Below are 26,490 nucleotides of genomic sequence, written 5' to 3' on the forward strand. Positions count from 1 at the left end.
TCGTGAAGCGGTGGCGGTGCCGGAGGCCGTTCGCCGTGGAGTGCGATCCATGGCCATTAATTGAAAACAATGTGCAATAAGGTTTATGGTGGGGAGGTCCCGTTCACACGACCCCTTTCAGGAGACCCCATGAGAAGAACTCTGCGTACGGCAGCGGCGACAGCGGGAACGTGCCTCATCATCGGCACGGGCCTGGCGCACGCCGGAACCATCGTCGACCATGACGGTGAGACCCGTGACCGCACAGGCGCCGTGACCTTCACCGAACCGACCGTCGACTACATCCCTGAGGACTCCATCTACGGAAAAGCCCTCAGGGTCACCTGGACGGTCACCAACGACTCCAACGTCTGGGTCAAATCCCTCGGCCCGGGCTTCAACGCCGACGGGGAACGCTACAACGACACCGAGGGACAGGAGATGCTGGTCCGCTGCATCGACGCCGCCGTCCCCTTCGCCCCGGGCACCGTCGCCCACTGCGAGCAGTACATCAACGTCACCGACACCGATGTCGCGGCCGGGCACACCAACCGGGAAACCCCGAAGTTCAACGTCCTCTACGGTCTGAACAACGTCAAGGGTGAATACGAGTGGGCCACCGCGGAACCCGTCCCGGCCATCGACCTGGCCACCGGGAAACCCATCACCGACCACGACCACGGCACCGGTGACGACCCCACGGAGAACACGCCGGAACCCCCGGAAAACGGCGGAATCTCCGGCATCATCACCAGGATCCTCGACGCCCTCCGTGAATTCCTGGGCAGGATCTCCGGAGGCGCATTCTCCAGCTGACGATGAACGCAAGAACCGGTGTCCCACTCCAGCGGGACACCGGTTTTTTGCGTTGTCAGGGGGTTATCGCGTGTACCAGGGCGTCATCGAGCGGAACTGGTTCGTCCCACAGTGCAGTTCCCCGGTGCCCCGGTGCAGGTAGTCGTAGTCGTCGACGAAGATGACCTCGTACCCGGCCTCCGCCATCTCCTTTTTCAGGTGATCGGCGAACACATCGGTGCCGTTGATGTCCGGACCGAACGTCTTCGGGGCGAGATAGGTGCTCCGGTCGCGCAGGATGCCGTTGACGGCGTTCGGGTTGAACGACGCCATGGGGTAGATCTTCGTCGCGTCGTAGGCGTCGTGCAGATCCATCCGGTACCAGGCGGGGTAGCGGATGATGTCCTGCTCACCCAGGCCGGTCTCCGCCTTCAGAGTCGCGATGTTCCGGTCGCTCACCTCGATGGCGACGGCGTGCTGGCGCTGCATCATCTCGTCGGTGGCCTCCGTGAGGGTGGTGGTGCTGTTCGGGTAGTTGACCAACTGGGTGTCCCCGTGACCGTCGGCGATCAGGTCGGCGAGCATCTTCTTCCCGAGTCCCGGATCCGCGACCAGCAGCTTGAAGCCAGCCGCGTTGTCGGCGGGCAGGACGTGGACCATCTCGTCGACGTGCCCCACGGTCAGGTGGCTCGTGTCCAGGATCAGGGGGTCGGTGTATCCCTGGGCGGCGAGGAATGCGAGCTGCTCCGCGGTGGGGGAGTTCTCCTCCGCTGTCCCGTGGTCGTGACCGGCGTGGGCGTCGCCACCGTGGGTGTGTCCGTGATCCTCGGCGATGAGATCCGGATTCTGCCGGACACCGATGATCGCGCGACCGCCCGGGTGTGCCGGTGTGGGCGGCAGGAACTCGAGGTTGCCACCGGCGCTCGGATCGGATGTCCCGGGCTTCACGTTGATCTCCGCGACGCCGATGCCCGGGCCCCGGAGCTGGTACATGGCGTTCTGGCCGTCCTCGGCCTGATCGACGCGCATCACCATCCGCATGTTGTGCGGGCCGTTCTCGCCGGGCATGGAGGTGTGGAAGACCTCGCTGCCGTCCTGGATCCACTGGACCTCCATGCCGGGGAGCCTGCGCAGCTCCACGTCGCCGAGGGCCTCCTCGAGGCGGGCGTTGAAGGGCGCGGCGTCCTTGAAGGAGTCGTCCAGGGTGAGCACCGTCTGCAGGTCCTCGGTGTGATCGTGTCCCCGCAGCGGCGCCTGCTGCAGCTGCACGCGGTCCACGGTGGATGAACCGTTGTCGGTCGTGGTGAGGGTGACGGTGAGACGACCGTCCCATGCGGTGCGGTCCCGCATCACGTCCAGTCCCTCCACGCCGAGTGTGACACCGTTACGCAGCTGCTCGGCGGTCAGCGTCGTCGACGCCGTCACCGGTGCCCAGGTCCCGTCATCCTGCAGCAGGAAGATGCGGGCGTGGCCGGTGTCGTAGTCGAGGGTCGCGGTCGCGGCGTCGGTGAGTTTGGCCGCTGCCTTCACCTGCAGGCGGGCGAGATCGAGTGCATCCTCGTCACCGTTGACCACCTCATCCGCGGCGTCGTTGCAGGCGGCGAGTTCGGCGCGTGGTGTCCCGGCCTTGTACGCGCATCGTGCGGCGTCGTCGTCGAGATTCGCGAGGAAGATCGCCCCGGCCTCGAAGTTGGCGCGGTCCCGGTTGTCGAGGTCGGTGTCGGTGACGCGCCCGTCGCGGTTCGTGTCACCGACGATTGTGGCCAGCGGTGGGGCCGTCGGTGCGGGCTTCGGCGTGGTCGAGGAGCCTTCCGAGCTGAATCCTGAGGTCAGGCGGTCGGCGAGTGCCTTCCATTCGGAGGAGAGGGTGCTGGAGCCGGTGACGGTGGTGACCGAGTTGATGTAGTCGACCGGGTTGCACGCGGTGAGTGCGAGGGAGGAGCAGGCGAGCGCGGCGAGGGTGGTGCCGGCCCGGAATCGGCGGAGATTCAAGTGAAAAACCTTTCCAGTAGTAGTGATGGGCCTAGACTACTGCGAAGATTTTTCATTAAGCAACTGTGGTGGGAGATGGACGGAAACTGGGAATCCGCTGGCAGGGCGGCGAGTTCCTGTTCACTCCCTCTATCACCGGCGGATCAGGACCTGATGCGGGCCTGCAGAAACTCCGAGGGTGCGCCGCTCGTGGTCACCAGCAACTCATCCCGGGCACGAGACGCCGCGACATAGAGCAGTGACCGCTCCCGCCGCATCGCCTCCTCGCGCGCCTCATCATCGAGACGGGCGAACGAGTACATCTGTGGAATCTGATCCTGCGACACACCGGCGATGATGACGTGCGTGAACTCGAGTCCCTTGGCACCGTGCATGGTCATCACACTGACCACCCGCTCATCGACCTCGTTCGCCTCCTTGCAGAACTTCGCCTCGATGTCCCTTCGGGCGAGGGCGTCGACGATCCTGCCGGCGTCGTTGCGGGTGCGGGTGAGAACGGCGATGCGGACCGCGCGGGTCGGTCCCTCGGTCTCCCGCCACTGGCGGATCGCCTCTGCGGCGGTGTCCATCTCGTGGGCGAAGGAACGACATTTCCGGATCACCGGCTCGGGGCCCGAACGCTCCGAGTGGTAGCCGGTGACGGTGTCCCTGTCGCCCTCGGAGTTCACGAAGTGCTCGCCGGTGAGGATATTCACCGCGAAGTCGAGGTTCTCCGCCGTGGTCCGGTAGTTCAGGCGGAGACCCGCCGACGCTTTGCCGCGGGTGTTGATACCGAACCGGGACAGCACCATCGGGTTCCCGTAGATCCGCTGATGGGCGTCCTCGGAGATGAAGATGTCGTTCGCGCCCCGGGCGACCAGTGCACGGATGAGCAGCCAGTGTCCGGCGTGGAAGTCCTGTGCCTCGTCGATGATCACGTGATCAGCCAGGCGCGAGGACGGATCCCCGTCGACGGCGCGTTCGTCGAGCACGGCGGCGGCGATCGCCGCCATGGTCTCCCACCCGACCTTGGCCGACTGGGCACAGCTGGCGAGATAGGAGTCGAGAACGGTCCAGACGGCGATTCTCTCCGCGCGGTTGAGCGCGACACCGCGACCCGTGCGGGGCACCCGGAGATAGTCCCTCTTCGACGTGATGCGTCCGGGAAGAACGACGTCGGTGAGTTCCTGGCGGAGGAACGCACCGTGACCCTTGGTTCCCGGGAGCGTGACGCCGGTGGCGCTGACCGCCGCCTCGAGTTCCTCCGCCTCTTTCTGCGCGCTGACGCATCGAGGTGCGACGAGCAGCGACCTGCCGAGCACATTCTCGGTGGCTTCGGCTCGGGCCCGGGGACTGGCGTCTGCGACGATGGAACGCGCGAGCGAGTCGATCCCGGTCACGACGATGCCCTCATCGCCGGGATCCTCCGCCAGGGCGCCGGGGTCGAGGGCCGTGACCATCGAGCGCAGTGATGCGGCGAGTCCCCTGGTGTAGGTGGTCAGCAGGATCCTGGTTCCAGTTTTTCCGCTCTTGCGGCCGGTGAGCAGCCCTTTGTGGATGTTCACCGCACGGTGGACCGCGACAACGGTCTTTCCCGTGCCTGCGCCACCGAAGACGCGCCCTGACCCGCTCAACCAGCGCGTGGCCAGATTCCGCTGCTGCGGATGGAGGAACACCTTCCATCTGCCGAAATCCCCCGATTCGATGACATCCCGCAGCGCATCGACCGTGTCGCCGATGTAGGTGAACTCAAGCTGGGCGGCCGGTTGATTGATCGCGGCGAGCACCTTCTCCTGCTCTGACGCGGTCGGATCCGGAGTTCGGTCCTCCGCCGACTGCAGGCGCAGATCCTCACGGACCTCATCGACCGAGTACCCCGATGCGAGCTCACGGAATGCCGCGCTCTGCCACGCCGGGGCCTTGTCGAGGGAGCGCAGGAACATCATGGAGGTGGTCGTTGCTAGAACCTGCTCAGACAGTTTCCGGTTGAGGCCCAGCTCGCGGTAGAGGCTCTCCGGGGTGTGCCCGTCCGCGGCGATACGGGCGCCGCTGTAGCGGTGGGGTCCGGTTTCCGCAGCCGACCGCTTCGCGGCGGGCTGCGTGTCCGTGGCTGGGGAAGGGGCGGGCGCCGCGGAGGCGGTGATGCGCGTCTCGTGGAGGACCTCGGCGACACCGTTGACCGGGTTGATGTGCAGCACGCTGTCCCGTGCGGCGGCGAGTGCCTCTTCCGGGGCGTGGACGCCGCAGACGATGTACGCGGTGTCGCTGTCGTCGGACTCGCCGGCGATCTCGAAGAGGATCACCGCTTGGCTGTGATCGGCTGATTCCAGCACCCGGATCCGGGGATCCGCGGATGCTTCCACCGGCATCGGGCGGGATGCGCCCTGGATCAGGGAACCGAGAAGCTGCTCGAGTTTCCGCTGTTCGGCCGTGGTGTCGGGCCGGGCCCCGGCGGTCATCGTGATGGTCGGCATCTAGTGTGCTCCTCGTTCCGAATCAGTCAGGTGTGCGATCAGCTCGGCGACGAGATCATCCGGAACCTCACCGGTGTCGCCGGTCGTGAATACCGTCCAGCCCGCCTTCCTCAGAGTGTCCAGGACGGACTCCCCGGCGTCAACGGTGAACGCGACGCGCTGGCCCCGCCAGACGAGGTCCAACGGGCAGCCCTCGACCTCCTCACCCTGTTCCGGTAGCGCGGGTAGCGGGACAGACTCCGCGATAGCGCGGAGCACCGATTCCTCGGTGTCGCTGATCGCCTCGTCGATGAGAACCAGCCACTCGGCGGGCGGCCCGTGGACCTCGGCGTCATCGACGGCAGGCGGGACCTGTGCGCTCAGCTTCTCCTCGACGCCGTCTACGCCGGCGAAGTCCGTGGCGGTGATGTCAGCGACCTTGCGCCGAAGCGACAACAGGTTCGACCATTCCAGCCAGTGGTACCAGTGCGTCTTGTACGCCTCGAGCCCCAGGTCGGCCATGGTGTGGTCCGAGGCATCGAGCTCGAGGCGCGCATCGGCCTCCGCCATCGCGGCGGGCCCGCCGGAGCCGAGCTTCAGCATGAGTGACAACGGCCCGTCACTGAACAGCAGCGTCGATGAGGTGATCCTGGTCATCCTCGGCCCCAGGATCATGGGCAGGGCGGCCGCCGCGTGCTGCCAGACCTTCAGTTCCGGTTGCAGGATGATGTCCAGCAGGAGAGTGACGGGGTCCCGCTGCAATGAATCGAGCGTCACCTGGGCGATCCCGAACTTCCGTGCCACACCGGCGGCGACCTTCTGGTGGTACCACCAGGGTGTCGTCGTGGTGCCGGACTCCGCGATACCGAGGTCACGCCAGGTGATGGCCCAGGGTATGTAGCCCTCTAAACGCAGCTGCTCCCGCTTCCGCGCGTCATCGACGAGCCGGTTGTGCTGGGGCGAGGCGTGGTACTCCACGGAATCGCAGTAGATGGCGAAACGTGGGGCGTTCTCCCCGGCGGTGGACTCGAGGACGAAGTCGGGTCGGGTCGTACCGCCCGCGATCAGCTGCTGCGGTTTGAGGGACCAGGACATCGCCTGTCCGGGGATCCGGGCGTGGATGTGGACATGGTTGCCGACCGGCTGCCGGTCGATGGTGGCCCCCAGTTCCTCGAGTTTTCGGACGATGAGATCCCGGGTGCGGATCTCCAGCGGGGTCTCCTCCTGTGCCTTCTGCGGGCGCTGCTGGGTGACCGCCGCGGGATCGAAGGCCGGGAGATCATCGACGTCCTCATCGCCCACGACCAGCTGCAGCAGTGCCGATTCCGCAACCTGGCGGGACACGACCGTCTCCTGATGCGCCCGAGTGAACGGCAGGAGGCACTGCGGGCAGGAGAGGCGCTGTTCATCGGCGCAGGGACAGGATTTCAGTGCCCGGTAGGCCGTCTCCAGCAGCTGCCAGACCTTCTCCGGCCGGGAGAACTCCGACAGGTAGCCTGTGCCGCCCGGAACCAGGTCGTGGAGGAGCAACGCCGTCCGTGTCTCCGGGGAGCGTTCCCCGGGAGCCGGAACAACGACCTCCGTGACATCCAGGTGCTCCGGGCTGCCGCCCAGAACCGCCTTGAATCCGAACTTGATCGCCGCGACGAGCGACGGTGCCCCCATCGGACCGAAACGCTGCACGGACGAGGGCAGGTGCAGGAGAACACCCTGGGTGTGCAGGACACGGCCGAGTGCGACCTCCACGTTGTCCTGTTCGAGTTTCTTCGCGTTCTGGCACCAGCCGCGGTGGTCCCGCCGGTCGTTTCCGCCGGCGGTCCGGTCGATCTGGCCGCAGTAGCGGCAGAGAGTGAACAGGGGGAAACTGCGTGCGTCGCCGGCCAGATACCGCTCCGGGCCGGAACCCGAACCGAGGTTGAGCCACCGGAGTTCCACTTCGCGCAGGTTGGTTACGCCGAACCCGGACTTCTCCAGGTACCAGGTGGACATGGCCGACCGGTCCGGCAGACGTACGGCGAGAGCCGTGGTGAACATCGCCCGTTGACGTTCCTCCTGGGAACCGTCGATGAGACTGCGTTCGGGTCGGATCTGCGCGGACACCTTGTGCATGGGGACCACGGGGATCTCCTGCTCGACCGCCGCGAAATGATCGTCGCCACAGGCCGGGCAGCTGTCGAAATCCTGTTCCGGGGTGAGCACCTCGACGTGGGAGCACGAGGGGCACAGGCGCCACCGCTGGATCCGGTCACCGTTCGCGCCGAGATCCACGGCATCGATCAGGATCTTCATCCCCTCCGCGTAGAACGTGCTGCCCGGGGCGAGCTCCGTCAGAGCACTGGACAGGCCCCGGGAGTACGAGTGCTCCTGGCGTTCGATCTCCGCGGCGGAATCGGTGTGCCGCAGGAAGCCGGAGACGCGCAGCTCGACCGAATCATCGAGAAGCGTGTAGTTCGGCAGCAGGCCGAAGCGCTCCAGTGCGGCGACCCAGGTGTCGCCGGTCAGTTGCTTCTGCTGCGCGCGCAGTAGTTTCTCCGCGGACACCGCCAGCGCATAGTCCGACCTGTCCTGGTCGGTCGCCCCCGCCGCCTCCGCGGCCATACCCAGTTCGTGCAGCGATCCCTGCACGTCCCGCAGCTGCCGCCCGATCTCCTCGAGCTCCTTTTCCCACCGTTGGGATGCGGCGGCCACAGCGCCGGGAAGATCCCAGTCGATGAGTTCCCGGGTGACGTGTTCGTCGATGTTGCCCGAGCCCAGGGATTCGATGAACTGGTCCCGCACCTCGGTGATGAACGGGACCCCGGCGTCCAGCAGCTTCGCGTACAGCCCGTCATCCTGCCGGAACACGTCACGTGACCGCGACATGCCCACCAGCGCGGACCCGCCGGCGAGGGCGTCGAGCACCGCGGCGAGCAACTGCCGGCGCAGGATCTCCACGGCGGAGAGATACACCGCTGGAGGAACCACGTCACCGTCGATCACCGAGAGCGGCTCGTGGATCTTCGGCAGATGCTGGCCCCGGCCACGGACCACCGCGACCGCCAGCGAGTTACCCGTCAGTCGGCCCGCACGACCGACCCGCTGCAGGTAGCTGGCCACGCTCACCGGCATCGAGGAGAGCATGACCGTCGACAGGTCACCGATGTCGATGCCCATCTCCAGGGTCGGGGTCGCCACGAGGACGTTCACCGCGTCCGGGCGGGGATCGCCACCGGATCCGCGGAACTCCTCCTCGATCGCCTGCCGCTTCTCCGATGGGATCAGGGAGGTGTGCTCGCGGGCGATGATGCTGCGCCGTTCCCCCGAGGTGTACAGGCGCCGGTAGTAGTTGGGCGCAATCTCCTCCGCCTCCAGCACACCGGAGCAGTCCGGGGTCAGGCACCGGGCACCGGCAAGCTGCCGCTCCGTCGTCGGACCGACCGAAACCAGCGTGTGGCAGACCGTGCACCGCAGCGCCCTGCCATCAGCGCTGCGCCGGATCATGATGCGCTCGGTGGGCAGCGAGTAGGTACGGGCGTCACTACGCGTCGGCGCGGATATCAGCGTGCCGTCGGTGACCAGGCTGTCCAGGTGCGCGACGCACAACCGTGCCGCCTGCTCCCGCGCCATGCCCAGCTGGCGCGCCGTCCACCTGGCGTACCAGCCGTGGGCACCGGCCACTGGATCAGTGCCGCCGTTCCACTTCTTCTGCTGGATCGGACCCCCCACCCTCGGGAACACCGGGCCTGTGCCAGGTGCGAAGGGCGGGAGCGCGGAGGTCACGCCCCGGCCCCGCGTGAGGTAGAACTCGGCACCGTCGTTGTAGCGGTAGTCGAGGAGCCACGGGTGCTCGATGCCGCCACGGCTCCGGATCCGCTCGACGATGCCGCGCGCCCACGCGAGCAGAGCATCGTCGGTGAGGCCACCGTCGTGCCCGTCCAGATCCAGCATCTGCACCGAGTCGAGGGCGCGCCTGGCGGATCTGAGGAGATCGGGTGCCTCCACCTCGGCGGTCGCGACACCCGTGACCATGAGTGTCCGTCCCAGTTCGCTCCGCCGGCCGAACTCGAGCGCCACGTCGAAGCCGATACGCAGCGGCACGATCGGGCGGAGCCGGTCACTCAGGCGGGTCTTCGGGTCCCAGAACCCCTGCAGGTCACTGTCCCGTGCGAGATCCGGTGGAAGAAGCTGGAACCGGTCCGCTGCGGTATCCGCCCGCGCGAGGATCCGGTTCTGCAGGGCCGCGAGCGACACGGGCTCCGTGCCGAGCGCGGAGGCGATACCCGTGCGCAGTGAGAAGGCGTGGGACCTGGCCTCGACGAACCCGGCCCGGTGCGCGGCGTCCTGCACGGAGTCGGTGAAGATCAGCGTCTTCTTCTCAGCGTCATCCAGTCCCGGGAGCCCGAACAGGTTGGACACCGACACCGACAGCAGCGTCGCCACAGCGGAACCGATGTAGCGGATCGAATCCCTGGTGTCGCACGCCGGACAGACCTGATCCAGGGCGCGTTCATCGGCGTCCGCGTCAAGGTACGTCAGCACCGGGAACATCGACCCCTCATCGATGTCGCCGCGGTAGACGTCCTGGGTGGGATCGACGTCCCCGAAGCGGAGGAACTGGGCGTGCCGGGTGTCGAGCCAGAACAGCTGGCCGGCGGCGTCGGGTCCGCGTTGGACACCGTGGCGTGAATCGGCCGCGTCCGCCTCCTCCCCGGCGTAGATCAACGGCCGGGTGCGGGCCCGCTTCTCGTCGCTGACGCTCGCCCCGCGGATGGAACCGGCGTTGAAGGTCGGCATCGTGGAACCGGGTTCGAGCTCCGTCATCCACCCCGAGCGGTAGCAGGCGCGGCAGAAGATCGCAGGTAGCCAGTGCCGTTCGTCGGCCAGGCCATGATCCGCATCCGAGTCATCCGACCAGCGGAACTCCGGAGCCGACATCGCGAGACGGTCGATCCGGGACAGCTCCCGGACCCACAGGTGGACATCGACTCCGGGGATCCTCGTTCCCAGCCGCCGGTCGGCGGCCAGGGTGGCACGGATCAGGGAGAGTTCAGCGACGAGGTGCACGATGAACGCGCGTGCGGCCGGATCGGGGTCCTCGACGAGATTGAAGAACTCCGAGGTCAGTTGGTTGATGGTGCACGGGGTCGACGTCAGATCGAGGAGACGCAGCAGGAATCTGTTGCGCGGAACCCAGGCCAGTGCCTCCGAGTTGATGTCCCCGGGCACGGGGTTTTCCGGGTCGAGGGAACTGAAGAACCGGGCGAACGCGGGGTGCAGCGCATCCTGGATGGTGCCCGAGGCCTCGTGTCGGTCGAGGGTGTCCACGAGCTCCCGGATCTCCCTCTCGTGGCGCCACCACGACACCGGTGTGGTGTAGTCCTCCGCCGGTACCGTGGCGAAGTCACCGAGCGGTACCCGTGACTCCCGGACGATGGAATCAGGGGTGAACGGCACGCCGAACACCCGCTCCGCGAAGTCGAGCACCGGACCGGGATCGTCCTTCGATCCCATGGTCGCCGAGGTGGCGACGGGGCACACCGGTCCCAGCGGGCGCGGATCGTCGATTCCGGCGAGTTCCTTCAGCTTCATTCCGAGTCGACGCAGCAGGATCGCCACATCGGTGCCCTGTGCACCGTCGTAGGTGTGGAACTCATCGAGCACCACGTAGCGCAGTGACGTGCACGAGGCGGCCCACATCGGATGGTCCCCGGGGCGGAGAAGGAGCTGGTCCAGCATCTTGTAATTCGTCAGCAGGATGTCCGGCGGATTGCGCTGCATCTCGCTGCGCTCGCTGATCAACCCGTCCTCGGTGACCTCGCCGTGATCGCTGCGGTGCTCACCGGTGTAGATACCGGCGGTGAGTTCCGCGAGCCGCGGATCCCCGGTCAGCAGCTTAGCCAGACGGTTCGCCTGGTCGCCCGCGAGCGCATTCATCGGGTAGAGGATCAACGCCTTGATTCCCGTGACCCCACGCCGGCGTTCCCGGATCGCATGGTCGATCACCGGGTAGAGGAAGGCCTCGGTCTTGCCGGAGCCCGTGCCCGTGACGACGAGCGTGGGGGAGGGGTCGGTGTCCCCGCCCGTGGCGGGATCGAGGGTACGGAGCTTCTCGAACGCGGCGCGCTGGTGCGCGTAGGGCGTGAAGTGCGGCGGCAGCCAGTCGAGACTGCGCGAATCGGTGTTCGTGGAGGCCCGGAACGGCATGCGGGTGCGCACGTACGGCCCGCGGAACATGGTGGATCCCGAGTCGGCGAGGAACTCGTCGAACGCCGCCTTCGCCCGTGGTTCCGAGAGCCCGAGGGTGGTGGTGAGGTATTCGCTCAGGCCCTCGATGATTCCGGTGACCGCGTGGGTGGGGAGGAGGGTACTCATGGTCGGTCACCTTCCGCGGCGAAGCGTTCGTAGGCCGCGCGCATGTCTGCCTCCCTGTCGAGGATCCGGAACGGGTATTCGAAGGTGTAGGTCACCTTCGACTGGGGATGGGTCCACGTGCGTTGTTCCTCGGAGAGTTGCTGTCCCTCCTTGAGCTTGCGTTCCAGTTTCGCGACGTCACCGGCGACCTTCCGGCCGTTGCGGTCGAAGAGATCCTCCTGGTCATACTTCCGCATCACCGGGAACTGCGTGCGGTAGATCATGCACAACTCATCGGCGGTGATACCGAGGTCCAGGGCCACCAGAGCATCGATCTCCACCTGCAGCTGCCGGCGTTCCTCGGCGATCCGCGCCGGTGATTCCGGAGTCCACGGCGTTCCCATGACCTCCTCCCACAGCTCCGCATAGGCCGATGTCAGGCAGTTGAGACGAGCGGCTCGGGGGATGAGTCCTAGATCGGTGGAAAGGGGAAGACGCTCGACTAAAGGGCCGGAAATGCGGGTATTGACCACCGCCCGGAGAACGAAATCGAAAAGAAGAGAAGATGCTGTAGCTGAAAACTGCATCAGTTCTTGATTTTTTCCCGGAGCCGCATGGCCTCCGGAGTTGACGCCGTCAACGTGAGCGGTTCCCGGTGGAATTACGGCAGGATAAAATGTGCGAAAACCGGTTTTTGCTGCCATTGACCGCCATGCAACCCTAAAGTGGTCACGGATAAAACTCTCTTCTGTCTCGGATAGTTTCCATGTTCCGTAAGCAAGATCGTATCGAGATCTACTGCCCACGGGTTGGTATGCGGTTGAGGGCATAAAATCCGGACCGATAGTCTCGATATCAATCTCGGACCAGTCCTGGTTATGTTTCAGTGTCGGATTCGGTTGTTTTATCATCGGGGTTGAAATTCCCAGATGTGGACCTTGGAGTATCACCTGTTCCCAGCTCTTGGGGTGATCCCAATCTGTCTCGAAGTAGCCTCTTTTGCGGGCTGCCGATTCATCCCATCCATAAGAGTATTTTAGGGAGAGGGAGCTAATTCTCTTTGCTTCTGATAGTTTTTTTAAGATGTTAGATGCTTCTGAGTTGACTGAGTAGACCATTCTCGCGTCCAGGATTGCTGTCGATTTATCCTCAAGGATAGAGTGCCACATGCTGAGTGTCTTTTCATTGACTTTCTGAATTCGGTCTTTATGTGGCTGAATATTCCAGTCGTTATTTTCATTCTTGAATCCTGGTACAGGTCCGGATCCGTTATGGTTGAATGAGTCTTTTGCGGAGCTGGGGTGGTACAGGTTCGTCAGATTGAAGAACTCTGGTGTACCTTTTGGGCTTCCATAGATGTGAATTCCATAGGACACTAGGTGGTGTACGTCAAAAAGTTGCAGTTCGTTGATGAACTGGAAGTGCCTCCTGAGGCGGAGATAGGAAGCTCGCCGCAAGGGGGCGGCTTTCACCTCTGTGAAATGTGACTCAGGATGAATGAGCGCGATTACTCCCCGGTGGTGGTTGTTGGACCAGGTTCGCGACATGAATCCTCGGTAGAGGTCCGATTTCTGTCCTTGTAGTTCGGGGTAGGTGGACGTATCTCCCAGGATGTCTGACACGACCACAGCCTCTGCAACCGCTCCCGTGAATGCTGTGAGATTTTCTGGAGAACTGAGCGCAAACTCGGTGCGTTGGTTCCTTGCTGCCTGCGTCGGCTTGTGGGCCAGTACCCACCACGGATCCAGTTCTGCCATTATCGCGTTGATCACCACCTGTGGGCGCACCCACGGTGGGTTTCCGATCTGCAGGTCGAAACCGCCGTCCGCGAATACGGGTGCGAAGATGAGTTCCCAGTGGAAGAACGCCTGCTGCTCGGCAAGGCGATCAACGACGGTCAGCCACGGATGTACCTCGAATACTCTGTTTATGGGTTTCGCGCTTTGGCCCAGGAGGTTCAGTTGTTCGGCGGCGTTGAGTTCATCCCAGGTCGGGTTCTCACCCAGGTACGTCTGGTTCTCTATTCTCTTCGTATGCGCAAACGGTTTCCCCAGGATTTCTTCTAGTGTCTCGTACCATTCGTCGAGGGTCGGCGGTTCAACGAGCTCTCCATCCACCCGGGCGACCTCGCCTGCGACGGGCCAGAACTTCAGTGCGCACCAGGCGTCCATGACGAGCTTCAACCGCTGGAACGCGCCGTTCGCGTCAGCGAGGCTCTCCTCGATCTCCGCACGGCGGACGGACTTGTCCGCCGGTTCCTGCTCGAAACCCCACACGTCGATCCGACGCCGCACCTGATCCTCCGCGATACGCAGACGCTCGAGGGCGAACTCCCACAGCTCATCCACTCGCTTCGTCAGTTTCTTCGCGGCGGTGATCTGGTCCGATGTCAGTTTCACCCGAGTGGTCTTGGCCCAGTTCTTCAGAGCCGTGATCTCATCCGGCAGGTGCTTCTTCAAGTCCTTCGCTTCCGCGGCCGCACCCCAGCTCGGTGAAGGCAACACGAACTGGTACACATGCTCACCCGGTTCGTCCGCAGCGTCGGAATAGGGCTTCGGCGGGGAACTCAGATACGCCTTCGCCTCGACGAGTCGGCGGGAGTACACCGAGCGGCGCGCACCGATCAGGGAGTTGCCCTGGCGCAGATGTAGGCCGAACCACGGAGCCTTCAGCCCGGCGGTCATGGTGTCCAGCCAGAGGGACACTTCGCCCAGTTCCACGGCGGTATCGTTGAGGTCCACGCCGTAGACATTGTGGAGGGCGATGTAGGCCTTGACCCGCTGAAGTTCCCGGGTCCGGTTCTCCGGGGGGATCTTCTCACCCAGTTCCTTCTGCCGCATCGTGATGTAGAGCTCCGCCAGCTGGCGGACGGCCTCCACCGCGAATGCTCCGGAACCCATCGCCGGCTCGCAGACGGACAGCGTCAGCACGTCGGCCGCGCAGGTGATCCGCCCGGTTTCCTTGAGCTCCTCGAGCGCCTGCCCGACGGTGAAGGAGGTGATCACGGGTGGGCTGTAGAACGAGGCGGAACGCTCCCGGTCCCGGGAGGACTGGCGGTACACGAACGAGCCCCGTCGGTGCCTGACGGGGGAGACCTCGCCGGTGTCCGGGTTCACCGCGGTGATGAAGTGTTCGGGGCGGTAGGTCTCCGGATCGGCGTCGGCGATGTGGGTGGGAACCACCCAGGTTCCCTTCTCCGCGTTGCCGTTCTTCGCCACCTCGTAGAGGTCGGTTTCGGCGATGAATCCGTGGAAACTCATCAGGCCCTCGTAGACCTGTCCGAGCTCCGTCACCCCAAGGGTGGCGTAGGAGACGAATCCCCGGTCCCTACCGGACTTCTCCGGGGTGAGAAGGAGGTTCTCCAGCACCGCGCACATCGCGGAGTTCGAGAGCTTCACCTCGTCGATGTAGTGCGTCCGGTCCGGGGAGAAGAGATCGGCCTCGATGTTCTCGAAGCGTAGGCCCTCGTCCACCGATCCGAGGTCCGCACTCACCTCGTCCGGTGTGTGGCCGGTGTACACGAGATCGAACAGCACCTGGAGGCAGTCGTAGAGGTAGGTGCCCCGGCGGGCCTTCTCGGTGACCGGGGGATCGAGGATCTGCTGGCGCAGGCGGGTCAGGCCGTAGCCGTCCTCGTAGGCGTCATCGCCGACGGGGAGGATCTCCAGCTCGGGGGAGGCCTCGGCGAACAGCAGGAAGAGAATGCGGTACAGGTACCTGAGGCATTGCCTGGTCAGGACCGCGGGATCGATCTCGGTAAAGCCGGCGTCGATTCGGGGGTCGATACCCTGACGGCGGCGCCGTTCGAGGACATCGTTGGCGATGATCTCGATGGACCTGCGGATGGCCAGGCGCAGTGACTCCGAGACCTGCACCGAGTGTTCGCGGGACTGCTCGATCGTCTCCGCCCACCACGAGGTCCCGTCGGCCCTGTCGCGGATGTTCTCCGCGGCGACGGCGCACAATGCGCGCTGTACCTCACCACCTGCCGTGGTTTCGTTACGCTCCATGACCAGCAGGATGTCCACCGCGAGGAACCTGCCGAGGTTCCAGGACTCCCGGTCTGCGAGAATCAGCCAGCGTCCCGACTGCACGACCACGAACCGGGGGTGGGGCTCCTCCCACGTGAAGATCTCGACTACCAGCTGGGCGGCGCTCAGCGGCAGCGGTTTCTCGTCGCGGGTGAGCGGTGTGAGGGGGCCGACGGTGCGGATGTCCTCGACCGTGTCGATGGGCTGCGCCTGGAACAGGACCATGTTGTCGTCGACCAGGAACTCGCCGACGAGTTCACCGGTCGTGGTTTCCACCGGTGTCGGGACGGGGTCGCCGTATCCCAGTGCTGCGCGGACATGCGCATAGGTCCGCAGCGCTTCCTCACGGTCCTGGAAGGTCCGTGTCTCCGAGTCGAAGTCGAGCGTCGCCAGTTCCGTCTGGAGGGTCCGGAAGGACGAGGTGAAGCGCTGCAGCGGATTGCCGTCCCCGTCGTCCTTCCATTCCCTGATCCGGTCGGTGACCCGCTTGCGGTAGGTCTGCTTCGTCTCATCGCTGGTGAGGTAGAACTCCGCGATGAATTCGTCGACGTTGACGATGGATGCGTAGTCGGCCATGGGGTACTCAGTTCTCCTCGGGAACGATGACGAGCAGGGGGCGGACGAAGGACTGGTCCGGGCGCAGCTGGAGCGCCAACGACTCCTCCTTGTCGATGCGGGCCTTCTGGCGGCGCCGCTCGGCGCTGGTGACGCTCTGTTCCGCCTCCTCCGACCAGCGGCGTGCGCGACGTTGCCAGCGCTCGATGATCCGTGCGGAGGTCTGTTCCGCCGAGAGACGGGCCTGCTGCAGGTTGCCGTCGGCACGCTGCACCGCGGCACTCACCGTGGCGGTCAGCTGATCCGCGTCGAACTCGACCGGTCCGGGGTTCACGGCGTTCGGACCCAATCCCAGCTGCGTCAACCGGGCTGCCACGTCGGTCAGAACCTCGTCGAGCAGAGGGCCTACCTCGATGAAGGAACGGGTGATCACCTGTCCGCGGTTGTTGGTGACGGTGCCCATGCACAGCACCGTCGGTCCGGTGACGTCACCGCGTACGACGGGAATCTCCTGGCGGTCCATCGAGGCGAGGGCTCTGTCGGCGGCCCACTCGGACACCGGGTGCAGTGGGGACAGGTAGTGGGCCTGCGGCCACGTGGTGTCGGAGAGCCCGTTGCGTGCCTGCTCGAGCTGCTGCTCGCCGAGCAGCTTCTTCGTCACGAGCTGGATCTGCTCGAGCACCCCGCGGGCTTTCACGTAGTCCTGCGGCAGGTACTCGAGTCGGCGGCGCAGATCGTCGGGTGGCGTCAGTTCGATGACACCGTTGCCGTGCACACGCCAACCGACACCGCCGCGGGCCAGGCTGTTGCCCGGTGAATTGTCGAAGGCCTCGAGGAGGGAATCCTCGAGGAAGTCGAGCTCCGACGCGTAGAGCGTCGCGGCACGTTCGCTCCCGGCGCCGCTGACGTCCGCCGTCGCGTCGGCCTCAGTCGTCGTGGGGCAGAGGAACTCCTGGAACCAGTCATCGCAACCGGTGAGCACCTCGTCCGGTGTCTGGACGGCGTCGTCGAACTCGCGCCTGCGGGCAAGCACGTCCCGGATGACGTTCTCCTCACGTTTCTCGGAGTGCTCACCCATCAGGGAGGCCACATCGCCCAGCGCCTCGTTGGCGTTGTACTCGCGGTCCATCAGCTTCGTCAGGACGTGGAGATCGCCGGGGGACGCGTCTTCGGGTGTGTCCAGCAGCAGGGTGGTGATGACCGGGCTGATCCGCTGGTTGTAGCGGTCGATACGGCCGTTGCGCTGCTGGATCCGGATCAGGGACCACGGGATGTCGTAGTGGATGAGCTGATGGCACTGCAGGTGCAGGTTCACGCCCTCACTCGCCACATCACCGGTCACGAGGATCCGGAGCGGCGAGGACTCCTTCTTGAATTCCTCCACGAGCTGCTGCTGGCGTTCATCGTCGAGGGAGCCGTCCATCTGGGCGATCTGGCCGGCCTTGAGTTTGAGTGCTCTGGTGAGTTCCTTCTCCAGCCAGGTGAGGGTGGCGACCCGCTCGGAGAAGATCACGACCCGCATGGATGACCTGTTGTTGACCCCGATCTCCCCCAGATAGTCGAGCAGCGCCCGGAACTTGTTCGACGTGCTGGCGTCGAGCTCGTCCGAGAGGGACTTGAGGCGGTCGAGTGCCTGTTTCTCCGCCCCGGTGGGGTTCTTCGTCAGCCGCTGCCCGACTGATTGCGCGAGGGCGGCCGGGGACGAGAGGAACGCCTTGATGAGGGTCCACGGGAAGAGATGATCGCTGCCGCACGGTGGGTTCGCACCCGTCCAGGTCTCCTTCAGCTCCCGCGCGACGGCGAGTTCCTGGGGCGACGGGTCGATGAGGATGTTGTTCGGCGCGGAGCGCTTCGCCCATTTGTCGCCGACGACGGCCGCGACCTCCGGGGAGTTGCGGTGGCGGCGGATGACCAGTCGGTCCACCGCGTCCGGTGAGATCTCGCCCGTGGGCCCCACGGAGGTGGGGTCCAGGAGACGGAGCAGCTCGGCGAAGGACTCGGGTTTTCCGTTGTGCGGGGTCGCCGAGGCGAGGATCAGCGCCTCCGTGTTCGGCGCGAGCAGTCGCGCGAGGTCGTTGTTCTTCGTCGCCGCGTTGGTGACGTTGTGTGCCTCGTCGAGGACCACCGCGTCCCAGCCGACCTTCTCCAGCTGGGCCCGGTACTTGGGCATCTTCAGGGTGTCGATGGAGATGATCGCCCGGTTGTAGTACGTGAACGGGTTCCGGGTTGCCGGGAGTTTCTGCCGGACCCGCTGGATACCGACCGAGTCGAGGCGGACGAAGGGGAGCGCGAAGCGGGTCCACATCTCCTGCTGCATCTGTTCGAGCACGTGCCGTGGCGTGACGATCAGGATGCGGTCGCCGCGTCCCCGACGGACCAGCTCGGAGAGGATCATGCCGATCTCGATGGTCTTGCCGAGTCCGACGGCGTCGGCGATGAGGAGGCGGGGGCGCAGCGAATCGGTCTGCAGGGCCTTCTTCACCGCGGACAACTGGTAGTCCAGCGGGTCGGTGAGCATCTCGTTCGACACCGCCAGGGTGGTCTCGTAGAGCGGGACCGGGGTCTTGCGCAGAATCGATTCCAGCCACAGGCGGGAATGCCGGTAGTTCGGTGAGCCGTCGGCCTTCAGCGTGACTGAATCGGCGTCCAGGGGGTTGATCCGGTCGAGTTCCGTGTAGAAGGTTGCGGGGGTGTCACGGACGAAGTCGCTGACTCCCCGTGCCCGGATCTTCATTCCGTGGACGGTGGGGAACACGGAGGTGATCAGCCATTCCTCGTCGCGGACCTCCACGATCCTGCCCGGGGCGAGTGCCCGGTGCAGTTCATCGCTGATGGTGGTGCGTTCGGATGAGCCGTCCGTCGTGGCCTGTGGCACGGATGAAACCTTCCCTGGGCGTTGTGTGACTCATCCAGCTTACTTAACGTGTGCAGGCAAAACACTGAATGGGGGAGGATGTTCCGACCTTAGCGGAAATGAAGCGGCACCCTCTTGGGGTGCCGCCGCCCTGATTCACTGCTGACGGTCAGCGCCGGAGCTCTGGTCGCTCTCCCGGTGGAGGTCAAGGAGGAAGCCTGTCGCACCTAGGGGCACCTGCAGGATCCGCCTCTCCGGTGACCAGAGGGTGACCACGTGCCCACTGAGGAGCGCGAGATCCGCGACCGCCCGGAGTCGCGCGGCATCATGCGTCCAACGGCATTCGGTGGTGTCGCGGAAGGCGAACGTCACCAGGTGCCCGGAGACCTCGAGGATCCGCGCGGGCTCCCAGTCGTCCGGGGCCGTGATCGTCACCGTGATCGTCCCGTCGGTGTTGCGGGGACAGTGATCGTCCGGTCCGAAGTCCGGTGCGGTGAAGGAGTTGATCTCCTTCTGGGCGGTGCGGTCGTTCATGGTGACTCCTCTGCTGATCGAGACGTGTCCTGTGGCAGGTGATCGGGAGGAGAGTGGTGTCTGACCGGCGACCATCGGGAAGGGCGACAGGGATGGTCACCTGTCACGCTTCTGGATGTACCTTAGCGCTACCGATGCGTGGTTGGAAGGGCCTGCTGGCGGCTTCTCGGGGGGGGGGCGGGGGGGGGGAGGGCGGCCCCTGAGTTCTCGGGGATCCGGGAGCCACGCCGCTGCGCCTCTGCTAGCCCTTCCTGCCGAGTGTCTCGGTGAAGTTGCGCATCATCTGCGGGTAGTCGTCGCGGTCGGTGTGCACCTCGATCATCACGAGCTTGTCGCGGTTCCGGTCGGCCTGGGCCAGGGCCTCATCCAGGGTCGCCGGGGTCGGGGCGTCGAGGACCAGGCAGTTGTCCTCGTTGCCGCCGAAGGCGCGGGGGATGTCCTGCCAGTTGTACGGGGTGATGTCGTTGTAGACCTCGTCGGGGCCGTGGATGGCGCGTTCGATGGTGTAGCCGGAGTTGTTCACCAGGATGATCAGCGGGTTGATGCCCTCGCGGAACATGGTGGCGATCTCCTGCACCGTCAGCTGGGCCGATCCGTCGCCGACGAGGACGACCATGCGCCGGTCGGGGTTCGCCATTCCGGCGCCGAGGGCCGCGGGGATGGAGTAGCCGATGGAGGCCCACAGTGACTGGCCGATGAAGCTGACACCGAAGGGGAGCGGGCTTCCCGCCATGCCGAAGAAGCTGGTGCCCTGATCCGCGATGACGAGGGAATCCTCGGGCAGCCACCCCGAGACCTTCGACCACAGCACATTCTGGGTCAGCGGCTCGTTGGGGGCCGGGGTGGGGTCCGCGGGCACGTGGGCCTTCTTCAGTTCGTGCGGAGTGACCTCGACCTCCGCGAGGACGCGGGCGAGGGCGTCGATCGCGTCGCCCATCTGGAGTGGTGCGAAGGTGCGGCCCCCGATGACGGACTGCGTGGGCGAGATGTCCAGGACCCTGTCGACGCCGAGGTTCATCGAGAAGCCCGCCGTGGTGGAGTCGGTGAACTCGACGCCGATGGTGATCAGCCGCTCGGCGTTCTCTACCGCATCCCTGGCGCGGGGGGTTGAGGCGGCGCCGAGGTAGATGCCGGCGAATCGGTCACTGCGCTCGTCGACGAGCGTCTTTCCCCAGGTGAGTGTGGCGTAGGGGAGATCGTTGGCGTTGATCATCCGGTCGAAGTTGTCGATGCATCCGACGCGGTGGACCAGCAGGTCGCCGAGCACCGTCGCGGAGTGGCCGTCCAGGAACTCCCGGGCGGTCCGCTCGAACGCCTTGAGTGCGGCACTGGAGGAGCGCCTGCGGGCGAGATCGATCTCGAGGGGCTCGTCGGACGGGTACACCTCGGCGGCGGCGACGTCGGGGGAGAGCACTAGGTAGGCGGGGCGGCGCTGGGCGAGCATTTCGGTGATCACACGGTCGATCTCGCTGGTGGCGTTCGACGGCGTGAGCCAGGACTGGGCGCAGTTCACGTGCCCGGCCATCTCGTAGAAGTGGGTGAACACACCGTCGCCGAGACTGTGGTGGATCTTCTTCCGGGAGGTGAGGATCTCCGTGACCGGTGCCCCGACGATGTGGAGGACCGGGACGTACTCGGCGTAGGACCCGCCGGTGGCGTTGATGGCGGAGAGCTCGCCCACCCCGAAGGTGGTGACCATCGCCGCGGCCCCCTTGAGACGTGCGTAGCCGTCGGCGCAGTATCCGGCGTTCAGTTCGTTGCAGTTGCCGACCCACGTCAGGCGGTCGTGTGCGGTGACGGTGTCCAGGAACTTGAGGTTGAAGTCGCCGGGGACGCCGAAGACGTGACTGATGCCGATCTCCGCGATCCGGTCGAACAGATAGTCCGAGACGGTGTAGTTGCTGCTGCCGGAATGGCTCATTGGTGCTCTCCATCTTAAAGGGGGTGCTTCGGGGTGATTCTCTGGCGGGGCACCGGTGAATCCGGATTCACGCCGCCTGTGCATATCCACCTCCGTGGTACGCGTCACGTTCCCAGATTACGGGCAGTGTCCGGATCCGGATGTCTGGCCCGGAGAGGTTGGGATCACACCTGTTCAGGACCACCCCCGATGACCCCCCTTTGTTTTGTGGGCGGGCAGGGGGTACGGCGCCCGTCATTCCCATGGGGTGGGATGAGGGGGCGTCCACCCCGGTCGGTCGGGCACGATCCCCGGGCTCCGGCGGTGGGGTCACGATCCGTGGAACCGTACCTGCCGATCAGCACTCCCCGGCGGAGAAGGCTGTTTCCCGGTCGGGTACGGGCGCCGCGGGAGGTCTGCCCCACCGCGGGTGATGGGGCACGCCGATCCCGGATCGCGGGGTCAGCTGGCGTAGCTGCAGGGGGTTCCGGACCCCTCCTCGAGACCGAACAGCCATGCCTTGTCGCCGATGGTGACCTGGAGGATGTTGTACCGGTCCGACCACCGGATGTCGGCGTCGGATTCGAGCAGCACGAGGTCCGTGACGGCGCGGAGCCGCTCCGCGTCGTGGTTCCAGCGGCGGATCGTGGTGTCGCCGTGGGTGAAGGTGATGAAGTGCCCGTCCACGGTGCCGATGTCCGCGGGTGCCCACTCACTGTTGTTGGCGTGGCTCATCCGGATCCAGTGCACCGCGTGTCCGGTGCCGTAGTTCCGGCAACCGGAGGGCAGCGCTGTCGCACCGAGTTCCGGCAGATAGTCCGGGGTGCTGGTGATGTTCCGGTGTTCGGGATTCGTGTGCCCACTCATGTGAACTCCTAGGATTGTCGCGTTCTTCCGCAGGACGGAATTGTCCTGTGGCGGATCTTCCTCCGGGGGCACCGTGCGCGATACGCGGTTGCCAGTCGACGAGCCGGGGACTTGACGTCGAGCTTCTTGATCGTGATCCAGAATAGCAGCGGCACCAATCCCCGTGGCGTCCGTCGTCCGACGGGTGCCCCTGTCGCCGGGGTGTGCCCCTAGACTCGGAGGCCCAGTGACCATCGACGGGGAGTGTCCACACATGGGTGCCGCACAACGCACGGGTTCCGGATCTACACCGGAGGAGACGGAGGGATCCGATGCTCCGGGCCCCGGTGAGGTCGGTGATTCCGCGCGCCGTGACGGAGCGGCGGAGGCTCCGGGAAGTCGGAGTCCCGGCGTGGGCGAACCCGGTGTGGAACCGCCGCTGATGCGACGCCTGCGCCGGGCGTCGGCATCGATCCCGGAGGGGATGTGGGCGTCCTACGGTGACGTCGGCGCGGCGATCGGTACGGGGGCCAGGGCGGTCGGGACCATGCTCGCCACCGGTGCCGGATTCACGGGCGCCCACCGGATCCTCCGTGCCGACGGAACGGTGTCGGAGGGGTTCCGGTGGGCGGACGACGGTGACGACCGGGACCCGCGTTCCCTCCTCGTGGCGGAGGGGGTGGTGTTCACCGGCGCGGGTCGCGCGGCGCGGATCTGCCGGATGGAGGTCGACGAACTGCGCGCGCTGATCAGCGCTCCTTCGCCACCAGGGTGAGGACGTCGTAGGTGGCCACGATCTCGTCGTTCTGGTTGTACAGCACGGCGTCCCAGCAGACCTCACCGTAATCGTCGGTGACGCGCGGCGTGATCCGCTTGGCCGTCAGCTCCACGCGGATCGAGTCGTCGTAGGTCACCGGGGTGAGGAACCGGAGGTTCTCCAGGCCGTAGTTCGCCAGGACCGGGCCCGGTGCGGCGTCGACGAACAGTCCGGCGGCCCAGCTGACCAGCAGGTAGCCGTGTGCCACACGGCGGGGGAAGAAGGGGTTCGCCGTCGCTGCCTCCTCGTCCGTGTGGGCGTAGAACTTGTCGCCGGTCTCCTCCGCGAAGGCGGTGATGTCGTCCAGGGTGACGGTGCGCAGCTCGGAGGCGAACTGGTCTCCGACGCGGATCTCCGCGAGGGACTTGCGGAACGGGTGGACGCCGGTCCCGTTGTCCACGTCCGCACGGGTCACCCGCCGGACATCGGCGCCCGTGTGCCACACGCCCGTGACGGCGGTGAGGTGGTTGGGGGTGCCCTGGATGGCGCTGCGCTGCATGTAGTGCTTCACGCCGCGCACCCCGCCCAGTTCCTCGCCGCCGCCGGCGCGACCCGGTCCGCCGTGCACGAGGTGCGGCATGGGCGAGCCGTGGCCGGTGGAGGTGCGGGCGTCGTCCCGGTCGAGCAGGTGCACGCGCCCGTGGTGGGCGGCGATGCCGCGGGTGAAGTCGCGCACGGTGGCGGGTTCGTGGGCGCAGAGGGTGGCCACCAGCGATCCCCGGCCGTAGGTGGTCAGGTTCACCGCGTCGTCGAGGGTGTCGTACCCCAGGACGGAGACCACGGGGCCGAACGCCTCGGTCGAGTGGACCGCGGCCCCGGGATCGGCCGCGGTCGCGGGATCGAACGTGAGGATCGTCGGTTCGAGGAACGCGCCTTCCGCGGTCTGCGGGCCACCGGTGTGGACGGTGGCGCCCGCCGCGATCAGTTCACACAGGGCACCGGTGACGGCGTCGCACTGTTCCGCGGAGACCAGCGGTCCCATGGTGGTGCCCTCCGCGTCCGGTGCTCCGACGGTGACCTTCTCCGCGATCATCGCGCCGAGTGCGTCGGCGACGGTGTCGACGAGCGGGGCGGGCACGATGGCGCGGCGGACGGCGGTGCACTTCTGGCCCGCCTTGGCGACGAGCTCCCCGAACAGGCAGCGGATGTAGGCGGTGAACTCGGGGGAGTCCGGGGTGACGTCGGGCCCGAGGACCGCGGCGTTGAGGGAGTCCGCCTCGGCGGTGAACCGGACCCCGCCGTGCAGGACCGCGTCGTGGGAGCGCAGGATGTTCGCCGTCCGTGCGGAGCCGGTGAACGCCAGGTGGTCGCGGTAGTCCAGGTGTTCCAGGAGGTCGACGCTCCCGCCGGAGACCAGCTGCAGGGACCCGTCCGGCAGGAGGCCGGAGTCCACCATGAGGCGGACGCAGCGCTCGGTGACGTAGCCGGTCTGCGGTGCCGGCTTCACGATCGTCGGGACGCCGGCGATGAACGCGGGCGCGAACTTCTCGAGCATGCCCCAGACGGGGAAGTTGAAGGCGTTGATCTGCACGGCCACGCCCGGGATGGAGGTGTAGATGTGCCCGCCGATGAAGGACCCGTCGCGGGAGAGCTGCTCGGTGGGGCCGTCGACGATCACGGTGGAGTTGGGCAGTTCGCGCCGGGATTTCGAGGAGTAGACGAACATCGTGCCGATGCCGCCGTCGATGTCGATGCCGTTGTCCCGTTTCGTTGCGCCCGTGCGGGTCGACAGTTCGTACAGTTCTGCCTTGTGCTCGTCGAGGTGGAGGGCGAGCTGCTTGATTCTCAGGGCGCGCTCGTGGATGGTGAGCTGCTGCAGGCTCCGCTGGCCGGTGGTGCGGGCGAACTCGACGGCGGCGGCGATGTCGAGGCCGTCCGCGCTGACGCGTGCCACGGGCTGGCCGGTGGAGGGGTTCGTGGCGGTGAGGACGGTATCGGGGTTCTCCGGGGTCACCCACCCGCCGTTGAGGTGGCTGGGGACGATGGGCGGTGTTGTGGGGGACATTCTGGCCTTTCGTTGACGGGCTGGTGGGGTGCGGGGAGCGGTATCGGAAATACTGACCGTATGGTCGGTTCTTGGAGGTAGAGTATAACCTGGATCACATTTCGAGCGGGGCGGTTGTCGACCCGGATGTACCCGAGGAAAAAAGGAGAACCTGGTGAGCGAGCAGTACGAGATCTGGACCATCACACCCGGTGAGTTCGACCGGAAGATGGGTATCGAGGTGCTGGAACAGTCCGCCGAGAAGGTCGTCGCCCGGATCCCGGTCGACGGAAACCGGCAGTCCCACGGGGTTCTCCACGGCGGTGCGATGATCGCGCTGGGGGAGGCGGTGGCCGGATGGGGTGCCCTGATCTACGCCTCCTCCTTCGGCAAGGTCGCCGTGGGGGTGGACATCAACGCCACCCACCACCGCTCCGGTGTCAGCGGCTACGCCACCGCGACGGCGACCGCGATCAGGTTGGGCCGGACCCTGGCCACCTACGAGGTCGTGGTGCTCAACGACGAGGGGAAGAGACTCTCCACGATCCGGGTGACCAACGCGATCATCGAACCCCGGGACTAGCTTCCGGAGTAGTCGTAGAAGCCCTTACCGGACTTCCGCCCGTACTCGCCCCGGGCGACCATGTCCCGCAGCAGCTGCGGCGGGGCGAAGCGGTCACCGAGCGTAGAGTGCAGGTACTCCGCGATACCGAGGCGCACATCCAGGCCGACGATGTCGGTCAGCTCCAGCGGCCCGACCGGGAACCTGTAACCCAGCACCATGGCGGCGTCGATGTCGCGGGGGCTGGCGACGCCCTCCTCCACCATGCGGATCGCCTCGAGAGCGATGGCGACACCGAGACGCGAGGACGCGAACCCGGGGGAGTCCCGGACCACGACCGGGGTCTTGCCCAGGGCCTCGACCCAGCCGCGGGCGGTGTCCACCAGTTCATCGTCGGTCGTGTCCGCGACCACGATCTCGACGAGTTTCGACGCCGGGACCGGGTTGAAGAAGTGCAGTCCGATGACGTTGCCGGAGCCGTCGACGGCGCCGGCCAGCTCCGTCACGGACAGTGACGAGGTGTTCGTCGCGATGACCGCGTCCGGGGCGTGCGCCCGGATCGAGGCGAAGGCGTCGGCCTTGAGGGCGGGGTCCTCGGGGACCGCCTCGACGACGAGGTCGCAGTCGGCGAAGGTCGCGTGGTCGGTGCCGCACGTCAACCGGTCGAGCCACGCCGACGCCGGCCCCTCGGCGCCGCGCTCGATGGAGCCGTTCACGGCCTTCTCGATCCGCTGCCGTGCGGCCTCGGCGGCGGAATCGTTGATGTCGACGACGGTGACGTCGCTGCCTGCGGCGAGGAAGGCGTGGGCGATGCCCGCGCCCATGCGCCCGCCGCCGAGGACGCCGACGCGGTTCGGGGTACGTGGTGTGGTGTTCATT

General features: G+C 66.1%; 13 protein-coding genes and 1 riboswitch. Of the genes, 3 read left to right on the forward strand and 10 right to left on the reverse strand.

Annotation, left to right across the window (positions count from 1 at the left end; genetic code table 11):
* Positions 1–129: 129 nt before the first annotated feature.
* Positions 130–795: a hypothetical protein gene (locus JIM94_RS10285; protein WP_200250647.1), complete on the forward strand. Its 666-nt coding sequence runs from the start codon at positions 130–132 to the stop codon at positions 793–795.
* Between the two features lie 63 nt (positions 796–858).
* Here JIM94_RS10285 and JIM94_RS10290 read toward each other — a convergent pair whose 3' ends face one another.
* From JIM94_RS10290 to JIM94_RS10325, 8 genes are all read right to left on the reverse strand, one after another.
* Positions 859–2,766 carry a protein-arginine deiminase family protein gene (locus JIM94_RS10290; protein ID WP_200250640.1) on the reverse strand — a complete coding sequence of 636 codons (1,908 nt, stop codon included), beginning with the start codon at positions 2,764–2,766 and terminating at the stop codon, positions 859–861.
* 143 nt (positions 2,767–2,909) lie between these two features.
* On the reverse strand, positions 2,910–5,219 hold the full coding sequence (locus JIM94_RS10295) for a 3'-5' exonuclease (protein WP_200250639.1): 2,310 nt from the start codon (positions 5,217–5,219) through the stop codon (positions 2,910–2,912).
* Positions 5,220–11,549 (reverse strand): DEAD/DEAH box helicase, encoded by a 6,330-nt coding sequence (locus tag JIM94_RS10300; protein ID WP_200250633.1) that lies wholly within the window; start codon positions 11,547–11,549, stop codon positions 5,220–5,222.
* Complete coding sequence (locus tag JIM94_RS10305) at positions 11,546–16,135, reverse strand: DNA methyltransferase (protein ID WP_200250623.1); 4,590 nt, start codon at positions 16,133–16,135, stop codon at positions 11,546–11,548. The genes JIM94_RS10300 and JIM94_RS10305 overlap by 4 nt, the downstream gene beginning before the upstream one ends.
* Before the next feature lie 7 nt (positions 16,136–16,142).
* Positions 16,143–18,989, reverse strand: coding sequence for a DEAD/DEAH box helicase (locus JIM94_RS10310; protein WP_248085898.1), 2,847 nt, complete (start codon positions 18,987–18,989; stop codon positions 16,143–16,145).
* A 135-nt stretch (positions 18,990–19,124) separates the two neighbouring features.
* Positions 19,125–19,502: a hypothetical protein gene (locus JIM94_RS10315; protein WP_200250620.1), complete on the reverse strand. Its 378-nt coding sequence runs from the start codon at positions 19,500–19,502 to the stop codon at positions 19,125–19,127.
* 241 nt (positions 19,503–19,743) lie between these two features.
* Positions 19,744–21,423: an alpha-keto acid decarboxylase family protein gene (locus tag JIM94_RS10320; protein ID WP_200250617.1), complete on the reverse strand. Its 1,680-nt coding sequence runs from the start codon at positions 21,421–21,423 to the stop codon at positions 19,744–19,746.
* A gap of 441 nt (positions 21,424–21,864) precedes the next feature.
* Positions 21,865–22,269 carry a hypothetical protein gene (locus JIM94_RS10325; RefSeq protein WP_200250614.1) on the reverse strand — a complete coding sequence of 135 codons (405 nt, stop codon included), beginning with the start codon at positions 22,267–22,269 and terminating at the stop codon, positions 21,865–21,867.
* 16 nt (positions 22,270–22,285) lie between these two features.
* A riboswitch (SAM riboswitch) is annotated at positions 22,286–22,401 on the reverse strand.
* 121 nt (positions 22,402–22,522) lie between these two features.
* On the opposite strand from JIM94_RS10325, the gene JIM94_RS10330 reads away from it, so the two are divergent.
* Positions 22,523–23,023, forward strand: a complete 501-nt coding sequence (locus tag JIM94_RS10330) for an MGMT family protein (RefSeq protein ID WP_200250612.1) — start codon at positions 22,523–22,525, stop codon at positions 23,021–23,023.
* Here the strand turns inward: JIM94_RS10330 and paaZ are convergent.
* Entirely contained in the window at positions 22,998–25,070 is a 2,073-nt protein-coding gene (paaZ, locus tag JIM94_RS10335) for a phenylacetic acid degradation bifunctional protein PaaZ (protein ID WP_200250610.1), read from the reverse strand. The genes JIM94_RS10330 and paaZ overlap by 26 nt on opposite strands.
* Before the next feature lie 208 nt (positions 25,071–25,278).
* On the opposite strand from paaZ, the gene JIM94_RS10340 reads away from it, so the two are divergent.
* Positions 25,279–25,632 carry a PaaI family thioesterase gene (locus JIM94_RS10340; protein WP_200250820.1) on the forward strand — a complete coding sequence of 118 codons (354 nt, stop codon included), beginning with the start codon at positions 25,279–25,281 and terminating at the stop codon, positions 25,630–25,632.
* On the opposite strand, the gene JIM94_RS10345 is transcribed toward JIM94_RS10340, so the two are convergent.
* Complete coding sequence (locus tag JIM94_RS10345; RefSeq protein WP_200250602.1) at positions 25,629–26,489, reverse strand: 3-hydroxyacyl-CoA dehydrogenase family protein; 861 nt, start codon at positions 26,487–26,489, stop codon at positions 25,629–25,631. The genes JIM94_RS10340 and JIM94_RS10345 overlap by 4 nt on opposite strands.
* Position 26,490 lies beyond the last annotated feature (1 nt).

Origin of the sequence: Corynebacterium pygosceleis (genome assembly GCF_016595275.2) — a bacterium.
Taxonomy (GTDB): domain Bacteria; phylum Actinomycetota; class Actinomycetes; order Mycobacteriales; family Mycobacteriaceae; genus Corynebacterium; species Corynebacterium pygosceleis.